The sequence below is a fragment of the Micromonospora sp. DH14 genome (genome assembly GCF_029809455.1).
GTDB lineage: Bacteria > Actinomycetota > Actinomycetes > Mycobacteriales > Micromonosporaceae > Micromonospora > Micromonospora parva.
In genome coordinates, this window is the sequence record NZ_JARVKT010000031.1 from 41180 (window position 1) to 57271 (window position 16092).

The 16092-nt window shown below is 65.2% G+C and carries 19 protein-coding genes and 1 tRNA gene; 11 read left to right on the forward strand and 9 right to left on the reverse strand.

Annotation, left to right across the window (positions count from 1 at the left end; translation table 11 throughout):
• The first annotated feature begins 121 nt into the window (after positions 1–121).
• Entirely contained in the window at positions 122–1381 is a 1260-nt protein-coding gene (locus tag QCZ28_RS28210; RefSeq protein WP_279519467.1) for an MFS transporter, read from the forward strand.
• A gap of 179 nt (positions 1382–1560) precedes the next feature.
• Here QCZ28_RS28210 and QCZ28_RS28215 read toward each other — a convergent pair whose 3' ends face one another.
• A complete protein-coding gene (locus QCZ28_RS28215; RefSeq protein ID WP_030329827.1) occupies positions 1561–2055 on the reverse strand; it encodes a YajQ family cyclic di-GMP-binding protein in 495 nt (164 codons plus the stop codon).
• A gap of 147 nt (positions 2056–2202) precedes the next feature.
• Between QCZ28_RS28215 and QCZ28_RS28220 the strand changes: the two genes are divergently transcribed.
• Positions 2203–2286: transfer RNA gene (locus QCZ28_RS28220), tRNA-Tyr, on the forward strand.
• Positions 2287–3222: 936 nt separating this feature from the next.
• Here the strand turns inward: QCZ28_RS28220 and QCZ28_RS28225 are convergent.
• The 5 genes from QCZ28_RS28225 to QCZ28_RS28245 form a co-directional block, all read right to left on the reverse strand.
• Positions 3223–3867 (reverse strand): DUF6338 family protein, encoded by a 645-nt coding sequence (locus QCZ28_RS28225; RefSeq protein WP_279519468.1) that lies wholly within the window; start codon positions 3865–3867, stop codon positions 3223–3225.
• Positions 3868–4191: 324 nt separating this feature from the next.
• Positions 4192–4668, reverse strand: a complete 477-nt coding sequence (locus tag QCZ28_RS28230; RefSeq protein WP_279519469.1) for a hypothetical protein — start codon at positions 4666–4668, stop codon at positions 4192–4194.
• On the reverse strand, positions 4665–5618 hold the full coding sequence (locus tag QCZ28_RS28235) for a caspase family protein (protein ID WP_279519470.1): 954 nt from the start codon (positions 5616–5618) through the stop codon (positions 4665–4667). The genes QCZ28_RS28230 and QCZ28_RS28235 overlap by 4 nt, the downstream gene beginning before the upstream one ends.
• The gene (locus QCZ28_RS28240; RefSeq protein WP_279519471.1) at positions 5615–6031 is read right to left on the reverse strand and encodes a TIR domain-containing protein; all 417 of its coding nucleotides are present in this window, start codon (positions 6029–6031) and stop codon (positions 5615–5617) included. Before QCZ28_RS28240 ends, QCZ28_RS28235 begins: the two co-directional genes overlap by 4 nt.
• 676 nt (positions 6032–6707) lie before the next feature.
• Entirely contained in the window at positions 6708–7130 is a 423-nt protein-coding gene (locus QCZ28_RS28245) for a GntR family transcriptional regulator (RefSeq protein ID WP_279519472.1), read from the reverse strand.
• Between the two features lie 551 nt (positions 7131–7681).
• On the opposite strand from QCZ28_RS28245, the gene QCZ28_RS28250 reads away from it, so the two are divergent.
• The 4 genes from QCZ28_RS28250 (at position 7682) to QCZ28_RS28265 (ending at position 10089) form a co-directional block, all read left to right on the forward strand.
• Entirely contained in the window at positions 7682–8017 is a 336-nt protein-coding gene (locus tag QCZ28_RS28250; protein WP_279519473.1) for a hypothetical protein, read from the forward strand.
• A gap of 91 nt (positions 8018–8108) precedes the next feature.
• Positions 8109–8354 carry a precorrin-4 C11-methyltransferase gene (locus tag QCZ28_RS28255; protein ID WP_279519474.1) on the forward strand — a complete coding sequence of 82 codons (246 nt, stop codon included), beginning with the start codon at positions 8109–8111 and terminating at the stop codon, positions 8352–8354.
• A gap of 149 nt (positions 8355–8503) precedes the next feature.
• Entirely contained in the window at positions 8504–9325 is an 822-nt protein-coding gene (locus tag QCZ28_RS28260; RefSeq protein ID WP_279519475.1) for a GntR family transcriptional regulator, read from the forward strand.
• Complete coding sequence (locus QCZ28_RS28265) at positions 9313–10089, forward strand: glycosyltransferase (RefSeq protein ID WP_279519476.1); 777 nt, start codon at positions 9313–9315, stop codon at positions 10087–10089. Before QCZ28_RS28260 ends, QCZ28_RS28265 begins: the two co-directional genes overlap by 13 nt.
• Here QCZ28_RS28265 and QCZ28_RS28270 read toward each other — a convergent pair.
• Together QCZ28_RS28270 and QCZ28_RS28275 are read right to left on the reverse strand one after the other, a co-directional pair.
• On the reverse strand, positions 10079–10525 hold the full coding sequence (locus QCZ28_RS28270; RefSeq protein ID WP_279519477.1) for a hypothetical protein: 447 nt from the start codon (positions 10523–10525) through the stop codon (positions 10079–10081). The two genes, QCZ28_RS28265 and QCZ28_RS28270, sit on opposite strands and share 11 nt — an antisense overlap.
• A 59-nt stretch (positions 10526–10584) precedes the next feature.
• Positions 10585–12375: an AAA family ATPase gene (locus tag QCZ28_RS28275; RefSeq protein WP_279519494.1), complete on the reverse strand. Its 1791-nt coding sequence runs from the start codon at positions 12373–12375 to the stop codon at positions 10585–10587.
• Between the two features lie 162 nt (positions 12376–12537).
• On the opposite strand from QCZ28_RS28275, the gene QCZ28_RS28280 reads away from it, so the two are divergent.
• The 5 genes from QCZ28_RS28280 (at position 12538) to QCZ28_RS28300 (ending at position 15698) form a co-directional block, all read left to right on the forward strand.
• The gene (locus QCZ28_RS28280; RefSeq protein WP_091402451.1) at positions 12538–12933 is read left to right on the forward strand and encodes a transcriptional regulator; all 396 of its coding nucleotides are present in this window, start codon (positions 12538–12540) and stop codon (positions 12931–12933) included.
• Positions 12934–13108: 175 nt separating this feature from the next.
• On the forward strand, positions 13109–14704 hold the full coding sequence (locus tag QCZ28_RS28285; RefSeq protein WP_279519478.1) for an FtsK/SpoIIIE domain-containing protein: 1596 nt from the start codon (positions 13109–13111) through the stop codon (positions 14702–14704).
• Complete coding sequence (locus QCZ28_RS28290; RefSeq protein ID WP_279519479.1) at positions 14701–14967, forward strand: hypothetical protein; 267 nt, start codon at positions 14701–14703, stop codon at positions 14965–14967. Before QCZ28_RS28285 ends, QCZ28_RS28290 begins: the two co-directional genes overlap by 4 nt.
• 3 nt (positions 14968–14970) lie before the next feature.
• The gene (locus QCZ28_RS28295) at positions 14971–15159 is read left to right on the forward strand and encodes a hypothetical protein (protein ID WP_279519480.1); all 189 of its coding nucleotides are present in this window, start codon (positions 14971–14973) and stop codon (positions 15157–15159) included.
• Positions 15156–15698 carry a DUF2637 domain-containing protein gene (locus tag QCZ28_RS28300; RefSeq protein WP_279519481.1) on the forward strand — a complete coding sequence of 181 codons (543 nt, stop codon included), beginning with the start codon at positions 15156–15158 and terminating at the stop codon, positions 15696–15698. The genes QCZ28_RS28295 and QCZ28_RS28300 overlap by 4 nt, the downstream gene beginning before the upstream one ends.
• Before the next feature lie 26 nt (positions 15699–15724).
• Here QCZ28_RS28300 and QCZ28_RS28305 read toward each other — a convergent pair whose 3' ends face one another.
• Positions 15725–16078: a hypothetical protein gene (locus QCZ28_RS28305; RefSeq protein WP_279519482.1), complete on the reverse strand. Its 354-nt coding sequence runs from the start codon at positions 16076–16078 to the stop codon at positions 15725–15727.
• Positions 16079–16092 lie beyond the last annotated feature (14 nt).

Sequence of the window (16092 nt, forward strand, 5' to 3'; positions counted from 1 at the left end):
CTCCGCCCGTACCCGGCCACGCCGGGTACGGGCGGACTGCTGTATTTCCGTTGTCTACCCGCCCGGCGGTGGCGTTAGGGTCATAACGGCTCACGCTCATTACACCCTCGGGAGGTTCACGGTGACCGCGCTGCGTCAGTACCTGGGTGTCTGGCGGATCCCCGGGGCGCCCATGCTGCTGGTCACCGGCATCATCGGGCGGCTCGGAATCGGCATGACCCCCCTGGCGCTGCTCCTGGTGGTCGAACAGGTGACCGGGCGCTACTCGCTGGCCGCCATCGCGGGCGGCATCTACGCCCTCGCCGGTGCCGCTCTCAGCCCGATCGCCGGACGGATCGCCGACCGGGTCGGCCCCACCCCCGTCCTGCTGCTCACCGCCGTCGCCCACCCGCTGGCGCTCATCGGGTTGCTGTTGGCCAGCCGCTCCGGCGACGACGCTCTCCCCGTCATCTACCTCGCCGCAGGCGTGGCCGGTGCCACCTACCCGCCACTCACCGCCGCCATCCGAGGCGCCTGGAACGACCTGACCAGCCCCAACTCCGGCCGTTCCCACCTCCGCAACACGGCAATGGCCGCCGAGACCACCCTCTTCGAGATCGTCTTCGTCCTCGGCCCACTGCTCGTCGCCGGCTTCGTCCTCGTCGCCGACGCGTCGGCCGCGCTGATCGGTGCGGCGGTGGTCACCCTGTTCGGCACGACCGCCGTGGCCCTCGGCCGGGTCATGCGCGGCTGGAGCCCGCACCCGCGCGAACACCACGCCCGCGGGCTCGGCCCGCTACGGGTCCCCGGCTTCCCGGCCCTGCTGATCTGCGTGGCCGGCCTGGGCATCGCGTTCGGGGCCGCCGGGGTGATCGTGCCGGCGTTCGCGAGCGACCACAGCACCGACGACCCGGAGAGCCTCGCCGGTGTGCTCCTCGCGGTCTGGGGGATCGGCAGCGCCCTCGGTGGGCTCTGGTTCGGCGTCCGCAGGCCAGCACCGAACATGACCCGGCAGTTCGCCTTCCTGCTCGCCGCGCTGGCCGCCACCTTCGCCGTGTTCGCGGTGATGCCCACCCCACTGGCGTTGGGTGTCGCCCTGGTCGCCGGCGGGGCCACCATCGCGCCCGCGTTGACCCTGGAGAACACCCTGGTCGGCCGGATCGCCCCGACCGGCATGCTGAACGAGGCGTACACCTGGGTGGTCACCGTCGCGGTGGCGTCCAGCGCGGCCGGCGGCTCGGTGGCCGGCGTGATCGTGGACCACGCCGGCGGCGTCCGCTGGGCGTTCCTGTTCGCCGGGGCTGCGGTCGCCGTCGGTGCCGTGGTCGCCGCACTGCCCGCCGGCCCCATCGCCCGCGCGGAAACCACAGCGGTACGCTCCGAACAGCCCGTCCCCGCCTGACCGCGTGCGTACCTAGCGGGCGTCTCGGTCGGCCCGTGCTGTGGTCGGATCGTGCTTGATCGACTCAGGTTTCTGAATGTCGCGGTGTCCCAGTCGCTTGGATGCCCCGACTTCCAGGAACCCGAGTCGATCTCACTCGGGTGCGCTGCGTCCCCGGGCCGGATCGCCGTGGACAGCCGTCAGCGGTAGTTGTTGAACTGAAGGGCGACGCCGAAGTCCTCGCCCTTCAACAGCGAGATGACGGCCTGCAGGTCGTCGCGCTTCTTGCCGGTCACACGCAACTGATCGCCCTGGATCTGCGCCTGCACGCCCTTGGGACCCTCGTCGCGGATCTTCTTGCTGATGGCCTTGGCCTTGTCCGCCTCGATGCCCTGGATCACCTTGCAGTCGATCTTGAAGATCTTGCCCGACGGACGCGGCTCCCCAGCATCCAGCGACTTCAGCGAGATGTTCCGCTTGACGAGCTTCTCCTTGAACACGTCCAGCGCGGCGCGGACACGCTCCTCGGTCTCCGCCTGAAGACCGATCGCCTCCTCGCCCGACCAGGAGATCTCAGCGCCGGTGCCGCGGAAGTCGAACCGCGTCGCAAGCTCCTTCTCCGCCTGCCGAAGGGCGTTGTCGACCTCCTGACGGTCAACCTTGCTCACGATGTCGAACGACGGGTTCGCTGCCATGTTTCTGCTCCTGCTGTCCGGCGGTCTGGGCCTGCCGTCGGCCGCCGACCAGCGGCACGACCCCCTGACGGTACCCGGTTGCGTCGGTGCCGGGGGGAGCCGCTATTCTTGCTTCCGCCGCCGCGTTGCGACGCGGTGGGGTGCCCTGGCGGGTTGCCCGAGCGGCCAATGGGAGCGGACTGTAAATCCGTCGCGAAAGCTTCAGAGGTTCGAATCCTCTACCCGCCACCAGGTGCAGACACGGCCCCTGACCAGCAGAGATGCTGATCGGGGGCCGTTGTCGTTTGTCTGGTTGAGTCCGGCTGGGTCCAGGCGTTGACGACTGGTTGTGGGCAGATGGTGGGCAGGTCGATCTTGCCCTTGAGGCCTCCTCTGAGCCTGCGAAAGCTGGTGCTCGGGGAAGCTGGGCCTGGCGTGGGCCGTGCCTGGAGCGACCGGCTGAGGGCTGCCTGTCGGGCCTTGCTGGCTGCCGGAGGTAGACCGGGGGCAAGTCAGTCCCGGGGTTGGACTGGCGCGGCAGTCGGAAGCCCTGGCCCTCGATCAGGTCGACCTGCCGGCTTCCGTATCGCCTGGTCGTGGTCGTGCTGCTTTTAGATCAGTTGAGTTCGGGGCGGCGGTCCGGCGGCACTCGGTGGCTCTCCGCCCCGGCGCCGAAGGCAGCCGGGGCGGCTTGCCGCCGGCCGGTTCACCGCCCGCGCCGCGCGAAGCGCGGCGCCTTGATCCAGAACAGAGGAATTCGGCAGCGAGCGACGCGACGGGGGCGAGACATCTCGCTCGCAGTTTCGGGAGGGTCGCCCGTCTGCATCTACTTGTGATCCAGCTCGTCTTTGGTCCGCCCTCGGCTGGGTTGCATCTGTTGCTCCGGGCTCCGTGGCCTTATCGCCGCCCTCCGAAGGCAGCTGCGGACACGAACATCGCTGCCTGCACTCCACGGGTGCGCCGCCCCGGCATGAGCCTATGGTGTGCGCGCAGTCACTCCTTAGGAGTGGCCTCGGGCTTTGACGGGGCAGGCGCCGAGGCTGGGGCCGGGCCGGCAGGTACCGCCGGAGCGGTGCTCACGGTTATGATCTGCGTAGATGGATTGCCGTTCCGGAATTCCACCTGTGGATTTGGCGGAACATGCGGACGGCCAGAGTCGTTTTTGTCCTCAGTCACTGATCTCTCCTCTTACTCAAAGACCTCAAGAAAGATAACTTCATCCCAGCGGATGAGCATACCACCAGGCCCGAATATCAGCTCCTGATCATCGTTCCTCAGAAACTCTCCTGTAGTGTCATCGACCGCTACGGTCTGCGATAGATACAGATCGCCCGCCTCTGGATACCCGCTAGCGTGCGATCGCTTACCATCCGCCGAGGTGCCAAATGCGCCGGCAATATACTGCCCCGATTTCAGCTTAATCCGCAAAATGGCAGTCGGTCGGCGGTGCGAGAAGAGGAAGTCCCAAGCACGCGGCTCTGGCGATCCCCTTACAAGCGAGCGCAACCGCAGCCAGTCCTTGGTGATCCCTTCCCCGACCAGCCAGCCAGCCAAGTACGGTATTGCGACGTAGCAGACTGCCGTTAGCTCGATGGCCCACGGCGAAACTTCGCCTCGCTCGAGTCTTCCTGTCGCCACAAGTTCGACATAAAGCTTATATGTGAGGCCACTCAGCAACGCCTGGAAGATGATGCTAACGGCAAGGAACCGAGTCACTCGGTCAGGAAGACTAACTCCGTAAGACCCGACTCTCGCGCCGTAGGCGAACGTGCAAGCTGCACCCGGAAGGATGGCCATTATCGCTACGGCCAAGGCGAGGAAAGTGGTTGGCATGCAGGTGCTTGGTCCTTCTGCTGGGCTTACTCTGAGATTCAGAGTGAGACAGTACCGTCTAGGTGCCATCCTGGTGCTCTTGCAGATGTCAAACCGCAACGTTGATACCCAGGCACGAGCAGGGCTCCTTACGCCTCTGACCCGGGGAAAACAGGTCACGTACGTCCATGCTTGCCCAGCGGTTTGCGCTCTCGTCGTCACTCAGTCTCTTGCTAGCCCGTTTTCGGCTCTCGTTGGTTTACGCTCAGGTCTTCGCTTCCTGGGCGGACAGCCGAGGCACGGCGTTTCGCTCACGGGTTTATGCTGAGCAGCGCCCTGCGGCTATCACCGCTGAACGCCGTCCGGCCATACCACGACAACGGGCTTTCCCAATTGTTGGGCGTAATTTACGATATCGGCCGTCCCGCCTTTACCGCGGGCAGGCTTTCCATCCCAAACGGCGATGAGATAGTCGGCCAATCGTGCGATCTCCCGGCCGGCGTCGAGGTATGCCTGCTCGGAAGGTCTTGGATGTTGTAGGACGGTCACTTGAGTTGCCTTGCCACGCAGTTGCAAATATTGTTGCTGCTCCTCGGGAGTTGAGAAGGTTGTTTCGTAATTCTCGGAAGGAATGATTACCCGAAGCTCTCCGCCGTTCGCCAGAACAAGTCGCGCAAACAGCTGGTCGGCCCCCGCCGCAAGTGACGTTATCCCTATCAATGGCCTAGGAGTGAGTTTTATCTCTCTCAGTACTCCACTTGAGACGTAATCTATGGACGCAGCGGGTATGTCCTGATGTCCCGAACTGCCAATCAGGGTCATATCAAATCCTTCTGAACGAGCTGCCAATAATGCTGGCCTAGAGCTGTCAACTGACAGCCCCGGGATCTGACAGCCGCGAAGTACAAGTGGTCTTCGCCGACAGGGTTGATTAGTTTGGCTGAGCGACCCTTCTGAAGCATGCCAAAGTCCGCTTCCTTCTTCTCATCATGTGGCTCCACGTCGGGCTCGTAAGCGGGATCGAGTGGGAGAATGTAGTCCGCTGTTGGGAATAGTGCCAACATATGACGAAGATGACTGAGCGCCATTGCGGGTTCTGCCTGACGTAGCTGATGTAGGCGATCGACGTTTGCCTTGAACGTCGGACGCTGATCCCAGGCGCCAAAGAGTTCTGAAAGATACGCGTAAAGTCCCGCGACCGTTATATTCCCGAGAGTATCAGCCGCGCCACCTTCTAGCGCTGCACAAAGGTAGGTAGAAAAAAGTCCCCGGTGGGCGGCGGTTTCCGCGGCGGTTTGGTCAGATCTCGAAGCACTGAGCATGGTAACGCCGGACTTGATGGATGCCGCAGCGCCTCCTAGTTGAGGAACACCTCCTGCTGCGCCGGAAAAGCAACAATCCAACACTACGATGACTTCGGGAACCTGAGAGTGTTGTATCTTGGTGAGAATCTCGGAGAAGGAGACTCCCGGTGTAGCCGCCGTGCCATCCGTTGTCACCAAGGCGACGTCATTGGTTAGTTGCATGCCGTGGCCAGCAAAATAGAGTAGTGCCACGTTTGCCGACGGTGCAAGTAGGCTATCGAGCGCGGAAATAAATGCGTCCCGCTTCACCGGGCCGCTTGCGCTTACGAGCGCAGCGCAGTCGAAGTTCTTAGTGGAATCCGCATGTCTCGCCAGCAGCGGCTCTAGAGCTTTCACATCATTGCAGCAACCTGCTAAGCGATTGAAATTCGCGTACTCGTCAATTCCGACAAGCAGAGCGCGCTTCACGACGCGTTTTTGCCTTCCCCCATGCCCTGATCGATGAGTGCGGCGACGTTCGGCCAGGTCCACGCTACGGTGCGATTGCGCTGAAGGCCTGCTGGCAGAGTGCTGGACGTGCCCGCACCATCGACGTAGACGCCGAAGACGGGAACATCCTGCGCCTTTGCCATCGCTATTTCCTTTGCGACACCCGTAGCACTTGCCATAAAGCGTCCTACCAGAACAATCAGCAAATTCGTCTTGTTGACCTTCGCTGAGATAGTTGCTTCCCATTCGTTCTGCGGGAGTGAGGACTTTGAAGACCAATCCGAAACCGTAAACGGAGTCGGAGAACTTGATGCGCACTGGCCGGCAAACAAGCGCTTGGAAATCTCATCGTGATCGAAGTCAAAGCTTACAAACGCCCTTGGGCTTGCCACGAAAACTCCCTAGCATCGATCTGTCGGATGTGAGCGCTGGCGGCGGGCCTGCTGACCCTAGGCGGCGCTCGTCGGCCTCGAATCTTAAACCAACAGCGGAGAGCAAAATGCAAGCAGTCGTTAACTCTCCCGTGTTTTTGTCCCAAAAGCGAGAAATCGCGGAAGTCTCTCGAGACGCCGCGCCGCCTTGATGGCGTCCCGGCTGCCCTAGACCCGGCCCGGCGTGGGATCTGGCCGCCACCCGGAGCGCCATGTCGATCGGAGATTGACGAAGGTCGGACGCTGGCGCATCGGGCACGGTCTGCTCAGCCTGCCTAGGGTAGGTGGTTGGCGAGATGGCTGCGCAACCACGCCCGGACTCGATCCTGGAGCCGGAGCACCCTCGCCGGGAGGCTCCTTGGCCGCGATCGCCCCAAGGCGCGCGTCCGGTCGGCGTGCCTTCCCAGCGCCGCGCACGGTGGGACCCGTTTGGCTGCCGGCCAACGATCCGGCCGACTCCTCGGTGCTCTCGTCTTGGGCGGCCCCGATGGGTCGTCCACTGTCCGCGCCAGTCCGTCGGGCCTGTTGCGTGGCCGGAGTGGAGTGATAGTGGGGTCAGCCCGCGCATCGAGGGTGGCTGCCCGTGAGGGCCCCTCTCGGGCCGCGTTGAGGATGTATCGAAGCTGCCGACGGAGTCTTAGGGTCTTGCCCGACGTAGTCGATAGGTCCTGACGACTGTCCTGACGGCTCCGTTCCATCGGGTGACACTCTCGTTTTCGATCAGGATCGCTCCAACGTCAACACCAAAAATTTCTGCAATCTCTGGATCGGCGGGGATTTCACGCTGTCGGGTTTCCGGCTCGGAGCAAGTATCTGACCCGCTCTGGTGGGGGCGGGGGTTCGCGTAGGTGCCGCGGCCGTGTTCGGTTGCGACCAAGCCCGTCTCGCGCAGAACAGCTAATGCCTGGCGTATCGTGCCGCGGCTCGCCCGGAACTCGGTGGTGAGCAGGCTCTCGGCCGGCAGGAGGGCTCCGGGCGGTATCGCACCGCTCTCGATGCGCAATCTGAGTTTGTCCGCGATGACGCGATAACGAGGCTGTCCGAAGTGCGGGATGGGCACGTGTTCACCGTACCTGGCACTTGTCTTACCAAGTGCCAACCAAGTGACCTGTTTCGACGTCTAGACAACTCGTCTACTTGTAGATACGTTTCCTTGGGTGCGGCTGGGGTGACGGCTCGTGTCAGGGATGGTCTTGCGCTGACCCTGGTCGCACCTGATGCGCGGCGTCCTGTCGGACCGGTTGCGGTAGCCGCGCGTACAAGTTGGCTCGGCGATACCCGACCCGTCCGGCGTCGGACGGTGCGCCGTGCCTTCATCCGGGCCGGTGGCCGGCCGCATTCCCCCGCGGCTGGCCACCGGTCCCCGTCTACCTGTGGAGGTGCGATGTCCGGCTCCCATCGTCGACACCATTGGATCTCGTCCTGGTGGTCGCGGAGACGCCCATCTGCCCGGAGTGCCAGCAGCAACGGTCGGTCGGGTCCTCGCGCGGCTTCTACAACCTCCTCCCCTCGGTGGTCGACGGGTGTCACCCGCGAACTGCCTGCGCTCCGGTACGCACCCCTGATGACGCGAGCCCAGCTCTTCCGAGGCAACGGCGGGCGGTGGCCGCGATGAGTCGTACGAACAAGCCGGCTGCCGTCACGAGCCACCCGGACTGGTGCGCCCGGGATCGCTGCGGCTACCTGGTGCCGCCGGTGATGACGCATATGGCCCGTCGTCATCGCGGCCCAATGCAGAGGGCCGGCGACAGCCGAGCGGGCGGGCTCGTCGTCACGTACCTCATCAGCAGTGAGGCTTCGGATGGCCCCATGGTCGGTGTTCACGTGACGTGCCGGGCCGGGAACGCCTGGGCGGAGTTGTCCTTGCCGCAGGCAGCCCAACTGGTCGAGCACCTTCGCGGATCGCTGGCACAGGCCACCGGGCAGCAGGGGGCCGACGATGAGTGAGGGCGCTGCCATTCCAGAGGGCCGGTCGCCGTCGTCGATCGCGCCGGTCGTGTGCCCGGTCTGGTGTCGAGGCTGTGGACCGAACGACCCGATGCACCGCGGGCTTCTCTCCACCATCGGACGGGAACGGACCGGCTGGGTCACCGTCCAACTAATCGTCGACCGGTTCGCCCGCCGGGGCCTGGCCGCGAAGCTCGACGCGACCCGCGATGGCGCGACGCAGACCGTACTTCTGTCGCCCGCGCAGGTGGACCGGCTCATCGACGAGCTGGTCTACGCCCAGTTGGAGATGCTGACACCGGCAGAAGGCGGCGAGCGGGCCGGAGAGACGGGGTGAACGCCAACACCCGTCGGGGCTCAGCCGTTCCTCGTACCCCTGGCCTGCGCCCTGCGCGGCCACCGCAAGCAGCGGTTGCCGTACCGCCGGTTCCTGAGCGGCCCGCCGGCGGGACCACCTGGCAGACGTTGGAACGTCTAGGGGGTACGGTGACCGGTGTGCAAGGCCGGGACTGGCGCCCTCGCTACCTGCAACTCGCCGAAGAGTTGCGGGCGAAGATCGTGAGCGGCGAACTGGCCCCCGGCACTCTGATGCCGAGCGAGACCGAGTTGGCCGACACCTCGGGCCTGTCGCGCACGAGCGTCCGCAACGCCATCCGGCAGCTCCGCGAGTGGGGCCTGGTCCGCGCGGAGCAGGGGCGCGGCACCTACGTGCGGGCGCCCCGCCAGCGGGTACGCCGTCGCAACACCGAGCGGTACCAGTGGGAGAAGGATCGCGTCCTGCTCGACGAGTACGAGCGGCTGAAGACTGGCGCCACCGAGCACGACACCGGCCTGACCGTCGACGACCTGAAGTTCCACGCCGAGTACTCCCGGGTGGTGGCCGATGCGGAGATGGCTTCGGCCTTGCAGGTGGAGCAAGGTACGCCGCTGCTGCGCCGGGTCTACTGGACGTCCTCGCGGCACGAGAACGCGCCGCTGACCGTGTCGTACTCCTACCTGCCGTACGACATGGTGGCCGCGAACCCGGACCTGCTCGACGCGGGCAAGGAACCGTGGCCGGGCGGCACGCAGCATCAGCTCTACACGCTCGGCGTTGAGTTGGACCGGATCGACGACGAGATCCGCGCCCGCCCACCGTCGCCCGATGAGGCCGAGTTGCTGGACATCGACCCGGGCGTCTCCGTGCTCACCGTGCGGAAGACGTCGACCGACACCACTGGTCGAGTCGTTGAGGTCGCCGACGTGGTGATGCCGGGCGACCGCACCGAGCTTGTCTACTCCCACAAACTCCAGCGGTGGAAAACTTGACGCAGCTCGTCTCGGTCATCACCCCGGTCCACGCGCCCAGCATCGAGCACCTGGCTGGCGCCTACGAGTCGTTGGCCAAGCAGGAGATGCCTGACGGCTGGGACTGGGAATGGCTCGTCCAGGAGGACGGACAGACCGGCGCCCTGGTCGACGCGCTGCCCGACGATTCTCGAATTAGTCTCGGCACCGGCCGTCCCGGTGGGCCTGGAGTTGCCCGCACCCTCGCGCTCTCCCGAGTCTCCGGGCAACTCATCAAGGTCCTGGACGCCGATGACCAGCTGACCCCCGGCGCACTCACCCGGGACATCGCCGCGTTCGACGCACACCCGCAGATCGGCTGGACCACCTCGCGGGTACTCGACCTGCTGCCCGACGGTTCGACCGCCGGATGGGACAAGGACCCAGCCGGCGGGGTCATCGACCGCGGTTCTGTCCTGACGTTCTGGAAGGCCAACGACTACCGAGCATCGGTGCATCCGGCGACGCTGTGCCTGCGGCGGGATCTCGTCTTCGCTTTAGGTGGCTGGATGGCTTTGCCAGCCTCTGAGGACACCGGCCTCCTGCTCGCCGCCAACGCGGTCACCGCGGGCTATTTCACCCGGGAGTACGGCTTGCTCTACCGCAAGTGGCCTGGCCAGGTGACCAGCCAGGCCGCGCACCGGGAACCGGCCGAGTACCAGGGACGGATGAGGATCATCGAGGCCCGAGCCAACGCCCTGGCCTCGATGATCCCGAACGGCTTCGATGGCAGCGCTACGTCGTAGCTTCGTGCCCCGGCATCCCGTGGGTACGCCGCCGTTCCTTCATCTCCGCCTCGAAGATGTGCCGCCGTCCGCCGGCTAGCTTCTCCCGGGCGTCTCGCTCAACCTCTTGGAACGCGGCGTAGTAGCCGTCGTCGAACTCCTCCACGATCTGGAACGTCCACCGGCCGGGTAGCACGTTGCGCCCCAACAGCTCGCGCTCGACCCGGTCGGCCATCTCTTCGTGCCCGGCCTCGCGGAGCAGCTTCACGACCCGGTCAAGGGTGAGATCCGCCCCGCCGACAAGCTGGTGCGCCGAGTAGAGGTGCCCACGCACCCGATGGATCGTCTCCAGCGCCTTGCTCAACTCGCCCAACGCTTCGACGGTGGAGTCGTCCAGACCCCTTGGGCGTCGATGTTCCTCATCAACCGAGGATGCTCCCTGGCTCGGCTTAGTCATGCAGGAGACCCCACTCATGATCTAAAAGTATGGCACCGTAACCCACGGTGCCCACACGGTTACTTCTCGACGATGTCAATATTCGAAACCAGGCGCCGCACGTGTGCCACGGCCTCGGAACTTTGATGGGCGTCTGCCGCGAAGGCTGCCGCAAGCCAGGACGGCCCCTTGGATACCCCCGTCGCCGGAGCGAAAGCTTCTAGATCGCCGTCTCGAACTACGCGAAGTCCGAGAGTATCAAGTTCGGTGATCAGTTCCTCAGCTGCTTTGCGGCTCTCACCCTTGAAGGCTCGCATGCCGTATTCCTTGAGAGCCTTCCAAGGGCTCTCCCCAAGTCGCATTTGCACTTGGACTTCTCTTCGGCGCTCGGCGGTGTAGGGTTCGTTTCCGCGCGGGCGAAGGACGGCTTCAACAGCACCGAATATGTCCGCGCAGGTTGCGGGTGTGCGTTGCTGGCGGAAGGCATGAGTTGCCGTCATATACCTAGTTTTCAATGCGTCCCAAGAGCCGCCGATGGATTCTACGAGCTTCTTGATCGTTGGTTCGTCATCGAAAACGTCGAGATCGGGTGTGACTACTACCCTTACGCCGGCAGTTCTGAGTGCTACAGCAATTTTGGCCATTGCGTGTTTGCCTGATGACGGCACGAAAAGCACCTCGCTAGGTGGATAGGAGGCGTAGCTAGGGTCGGACGCTATGAATTCGAGCGTTGCCTGGTAGAACCGACAGTCATCGTTGCCTTCGGCAATTACAACAAGCTTGTGGAAGAGGCCTTCGAGCGCATTGCTGTATCGGAGGATGGAGTCCTTAGTGAGTTCCCCGACGGACTCTGACTCCAGCTGGAATGCTCTAGTGATAGAACCCTCTCGATCCAGCCTGACGATCGATACCGGAATCTTCGTATCATGCAGTAAGCCCGCAACTAAATTCCGGTCATGTGTAGCGAGAATAACCTGCAGTTGCCTTGCGTGCGAAATTTTCGCTAGCAGGCGCCCCAACTCGAAGGCCTGAGGAGGGTGAAGAAAGGCTTCGGGCTCATCTACGAATATTACGGGATAGGATTCGGTAACGATAGGCAGCATCAGGCCTAGCATGCTCCGCATGCCATCCCCCTGTTCGGTGAGGAGGGGGAGTTTTGCCATGGCATGGCGATATTCTAGGGGGATCGCATTCACGGGTGGGGCCGGCATTCCTGGGCGCCCAACTCTAATCTTTACCTGGCGGTCAAGGTAGTCGAGCGTTAGTGCTTGACCAAAAACGGCCATGGATATGCTGTCGAAATCATGCATGAGGTCGGGGTTGTCCTCGATGCGGTGAATCGGGCCAGCGGGCACCTCGAAAATATTTCCGCGGCGCTCGGTTTCACCAATCTCGTACAGTCGATTCAGCGCCTGGGAATGATATGCGAAGTACTCGCGCAGTCCGCCGAAGCTCTCTCCCGTGTCGGCCTGCCTGAACATCGAAATTATTTCGCCAGGTCCCCTCACGCCTTGCCCTCTCGATGAGGCGAAGCCTGGGTTGTAAGAGAAGGCGGAGTCATGGAAATAGCCATGTTCGCGGAGCCAGGCAAAGAGGTCCTTCACTTCGCCACCCTTGATGACCTCTAGCCGTTCAAGGACCCGCCTTCGTTCTCCGGATTGTGGGTTGATCTGGCCAAGCCATTCGTGCATTTCGGCAAGAATGGTGCTCTTTCCGACGTTATTCCCGCCCACGAAGGCTGTTACGCCAGATTCGGTAACTTTGACCACGTCGCCGCTCTGCAGCACTATCGAGTCTATTCGTGCGGCAAAGGCTTCCGCCTTGCCGTCTTGATATCCGGCGGGGATTACCTCTGCCCAACGAGACGGCATCTCTTCCACGGGTGTCATCCTCGCATCTCCTGCTCTGCGTTCTTAGCAGCCGCGCCCGCCGTTCAGGCGTACGACCTTGAGATACTTGTTGACTTGTCTGCCAAGTGCCGTCTACCTTGGATCGCAACTTGGCAGACAAGTTAACAAGCTGGAGGTTGAGCGATGGCTCTGCGTGGCGGCACGAGGTTCGCGGTGCGGTGTGAGGACGTGTTCCCGGCGGGGTGCGCGTTGGTACCCGAGTCTCTGGGCGAGGTCGAGGACTACGACGAGAAGACCGGTCGGCGTAGCCCGGCGAAGGACAAGCTGACCGGCCAGCGGGTGTGGCAGGTCCGGGTGATGGACCTGGATCCGGAGCTGGGGAAGCGGTCGCGGGAGACGACGGTGAAGATCTCGGCGGACTACCAGCCGGTGCCGCCGACGGGCGGCTTGTTCGAGGCGGTGGAGTTCGACGGCATGACCGTCACGCCGTACGTGGGCAACAACGGTCGGATGGCGTATTCGCTGCGGGCGACCGGGATGCGTGCCCCGGCGGGCGTGGCGACGAAGGCGGCGCAGTAGCCGCATGTGGTGGGGGCGGGGCTGTCAGGTCTTGGCGGACGGCAGCCCCGCCCTGTGTCTCTTTCCCCTGCTCTGTCGAGAGAGGTAGTGACGTGTCCAAGCGTATGCCTGCCGTCCTGCGGCGGCCCACAGTGGCGGGTGCCCGATGATGCGCCGGCCGCGGGGCGAGGTCGTGATGACCACCGCCGGGGACCTGATGGTGATCCGCCCGCGTCGCCTTGAGCTGCCGGTCTGGCTGATCGCGCTCGGCCTGGTGCTGCGGTGGCTGTGGCGGGGCCTGTGGTGGTGTCTTCGCCACCCGGTCGCCGTCGGCCTGGTCGTGGTCGGGGTGACCCTCTACCAAGAGTTCGGCCGGGCCGGCGTGATCGTGCCCGTGGTCCTGGCCGCCGCCGTGTCAGCGCTGTGGCGGTGGCGGCACGAATCGTCCTGGTGGACCTGGTGCGCCGGCCCGATCCTCGGCCGGTTCCGTCAGCTCTTCGTCTACCGACGGGCCTGGCGCGAGGCAATGACCCTCTGCGGCCTGGCCAAGGTGTACGACCATCGCACGGTCCTGCCTGAGCTGCTGCGGGTCCGCTCGGACCAGGCGCTCGACGTGCTGACCATCCGCATGGTTCGCGGCCAGACACCCGAGGAATTCCAGAAGGCAACAGCAAACCTGGCGTACGCCTTCGGCCGGCGGCACGCCCGCGTCTACTCCGAGCGCCCCGATGACCCGCCGATCCGTTCGGGCTACTGGGCGCTGGTCCTGGGCGCGGTGGACCGGCTGCGGTTCCGGGACCGGCCGTCGGTGGTCTACCTGGTGGTGGTCCGCACGGACGCGCTGCGCACCCTGGTCGACCCGTTCGACGTCCCGTCGGTGCCCGACTTCACCGCGCTGCCCCTGGCTCGACGGGAAGACCTGCGGCACTGGTGCCTGCACCTGCTCGCCACGCACGTCCTCATTGGCGGCGCCACCCGCTCCGGGAAGGGCTCGGTCCTGTGGTCGCTGGTCCGCGTCCTCGCTGGCGGGATCTCCTCCGGGCTGGTCCGACTCTGGGTGATCGACCCCAAGGGCGGCATGGAGTTCGCCATGGGTCGGCCGCTGTTCGCCCGCTTCGCCTGCAAGTCGTTCGAGGCTATGGCCGACCTGCTCGACGAGGCGGTGACAGTGATGCGGGAGCGGCAGACCCGCCTTGCCGGCGCCGTGCGGGTCCACACTCCGACCCTGGATGACCCCCTGGTCGTGGTCGTCATCGACGAGATGGCGGCCCTGACCGCCTACCTCCAGGACGTCGACCTACGCAAGCGCATCGGAGGCTCGCTCGGGTTGCTGCTGTCGCAGGGTGCCGGCGTCGGCATCCTGGTGGTGGCCGCGTTGCAGGACCCCCGCAAGGAGGTGCTGCCATTCCGGGACCTGTTCCCGACCCGGATCGCGCTCGGCCTGACAGAGGCCGCTCAGGTCGACCTCGTGTTGGGCGACGGTGCCCGCAACCGGGGTGCCCTCGCCGACCAGATGCCGCGCTGGGCCAAGGGCGTCGGCTACGTGATCCTCGACGGCGCCCCAGAGCCGGCCCGGGTCCGCTTCTCCTACATCTCCGACGACCACATCCGGGAGCTGGCCGCCGAATACCCGGCACCGGCCGATGCGGCGGGCATCCTCGCCCAGGTCGGCCGGGAAACCGCCACCGAACCGACCCGACCGCCCCTGCCCCGGCAGCGTCGTGGGCCGCTGCTGCCCGACTCGCTGCTGAACATCCTCGACCGGGACACCGACGGGGGTGAGCCGCGGTGACCGCCCCGACCGACGGCCGGACCTTCTACCGGCTCCGCGCCCCCGGCACCGATGGCGCCACCAGCACGGCGGTGTCTGTGCGCGTCGAGCCCGCCCGGCCCGATGCGTACCCGGTCTATCTCGCGGTCGGTGGCGGCCGGCGCCGCATGTACCTGACCCCCGACGAGGCGTGGGCGCTGTGGCGCTGCCTCTCCGAAGCGGTGGCCTCCCTCGGCGAGCCACCCGACCACATCCGTACCCGCGTCGCCCCGGCCCGGAGGTAACCGATGTCCCTCAAGAGCTTCTTCCTCGGCACCCACCGCCTCAAGCCGCTGCACATCGAACTCAACGGCTCCCCGGACCGCCTCGCCGGCGCCCTGCACGGCCTGGCGCACATGGTCAACCGCCGCCGCGACCTCAACGGCCAACAGATTTGCATCATCCTGACCGTCCGCGACAACGGCGGCGGCCGATGATCCGCGAACGTGCCGAGTCGGGCGTCCGGGTGCTGATCCTGCTTGTCGTCGGCACCATGGCCGGCGCTGCCGCCTTCACCCACGTCCACGATCTGACCGTCGCCCACGGCCAACCTGACTGGATCGGTTGGGCCAACGCTGTAGCGGTCGAGCTGATGGCGATCTACCTAGGCCTGGAGATCCGTGCCCGTCGCCGCGCTGGTCGACCCGTCGGCCTGGTCGGCGTACTCCTGGTCGCGTTCGCGCTGCTCTCCCTCGCCGCCCAGGTCGCCGAAGCCGAACCGTCCGTCTGGGGCTGGATCGTCGCGGCGGTGCCGTCGCTGGCCTTCCTCGCCCTGGTCAAGGTCGTCCTGTCCAGCGAACCCGCCACCCCGCCGGCATCGGAGCCCGATCAGCCGCAGGGCGACTGGTATGACGAGCCGCAGCCGGTCGAACCCGCGCCGCCGGCTCCGGTGATGCCGCCGGCATCACCCGCGGTGCTGCCTCCAGTCGGCGCTGTCCACCCCAACCGGCCCCAGGTCGTCGGGATCATCCGATGACGGCCACCCTCGCCGCCCGGCGGCGGCTACCGGAACTCGTGCACGACCTCAATCAGCCCAACGATGTGGGCGTTGAACTCGTCCAGCTCCTCGGCCGGCACCCACAGCTCCAGAATGGTCTTCCCGCCGGCCTGGCGAACCGGGTAGCGGCTCAGGAACTCCGACTCGACCCGGAAGCGGGTCACGTAGCCGACGCCGGACGCGGGTACGTTCCAGTCCCGGGCGATCTTCACCGCGTAGTCCTCGTTCAGGACCGGGTAGAAGATCGGCTGATCCGGCAGACGCGGCGGCCACGCCCGCCATCCGGACTCTCGGACGAGGTCCAGCTCTTTCGGTCCGGTTGGGCGCCACAGCACCGTCGTACCGTCTTCGCTGTTCATGTCGACCTCGCCGT

Coding starts and splice junctions, on each gene's coding strand:
- QCZ28_RS28215 (WP_030329827.1), bottom strand. CDS start 2,055: ATGGCAGCGAACCCGTCGTTCGACATCGTGAGCAAGGTTGACCGTCAG.
- QCZ28_RS28225 (WP_279519468.1), bottom strand. CDS start 3,867: ATGCCAACCACTTTCCTCGCCTTGGCCGTAGCGATAATGGCCATCCTT.
- QCZ28_RS28230 (WP_279519469.1), bottom strand. CDS start 4,668: ATGACCCTGATTGGCAGTTCGGGACATCAGGACATACCCGCTGCGTCC.
- QCZ28_RS28250 (WP_279519473.1), top strand. CDS start 7,682: ATGAGTCGTACGAACAAGCCGGCTGCCGTCACGAGCCACCCGGACTGG.
- QCZ28_RS28255 (WP_279519474.1), top strand. CDS start 8,109: ATGCACCGCGGGCTTCTCTCCACCATCGGACGGGAACGGACCGGCTGG.
- QCZ28_RS28270 (WP_279519477.1), bottom strand. CDS start 10,525: ATGACTAAGCCGAGCCAGGGAGCATCCTCGGTTGATGAGGAACATCGA.
- QCZ28_RS28275 (WP_279519494.1), bottom strand. CDS start 12,375: ATGCCGTCTCGTTGGGCAGAGGTAATCCCCGCCGGATATCAAGACGGC.
- QCZ28_RS28280 (WP_091402451.1), top strand. CDS start 12,538: ATGGCTCTGCGTGGCGGCACGAGGTTCGCGGTGCGGTGTGAGGACGTG.
- QCZ28_RS28285 (WP_279519478.1), top strand. CDS start 13,109: ATGACCACCGCCGGGGACCTGATGGTGATCCGCCCGCGTCGCCTTGAG.
- QCZ28_RS28295 (WP_279519480.1), top strand. CDS start 14,971: ATGTCCCTCAAGAGCTTCTTCCTCGGCACCCACCGCCTCAAGCCGCTG.
- QCZ28_RS28300 (WP_279519481.1), top strand. CDS start 15,156: ATGATCCGCGAACGTGCCGAGTCGGGCGTCCGGGTGCTGATCCTGCTT.
- QCZ28_RS28305 (WP_279519482.1), bottom strand. CDS start 16,078: ATGAACAGCGAAGACGGTACGACGGTGCTGTGGCGCCCAACCGGACCG.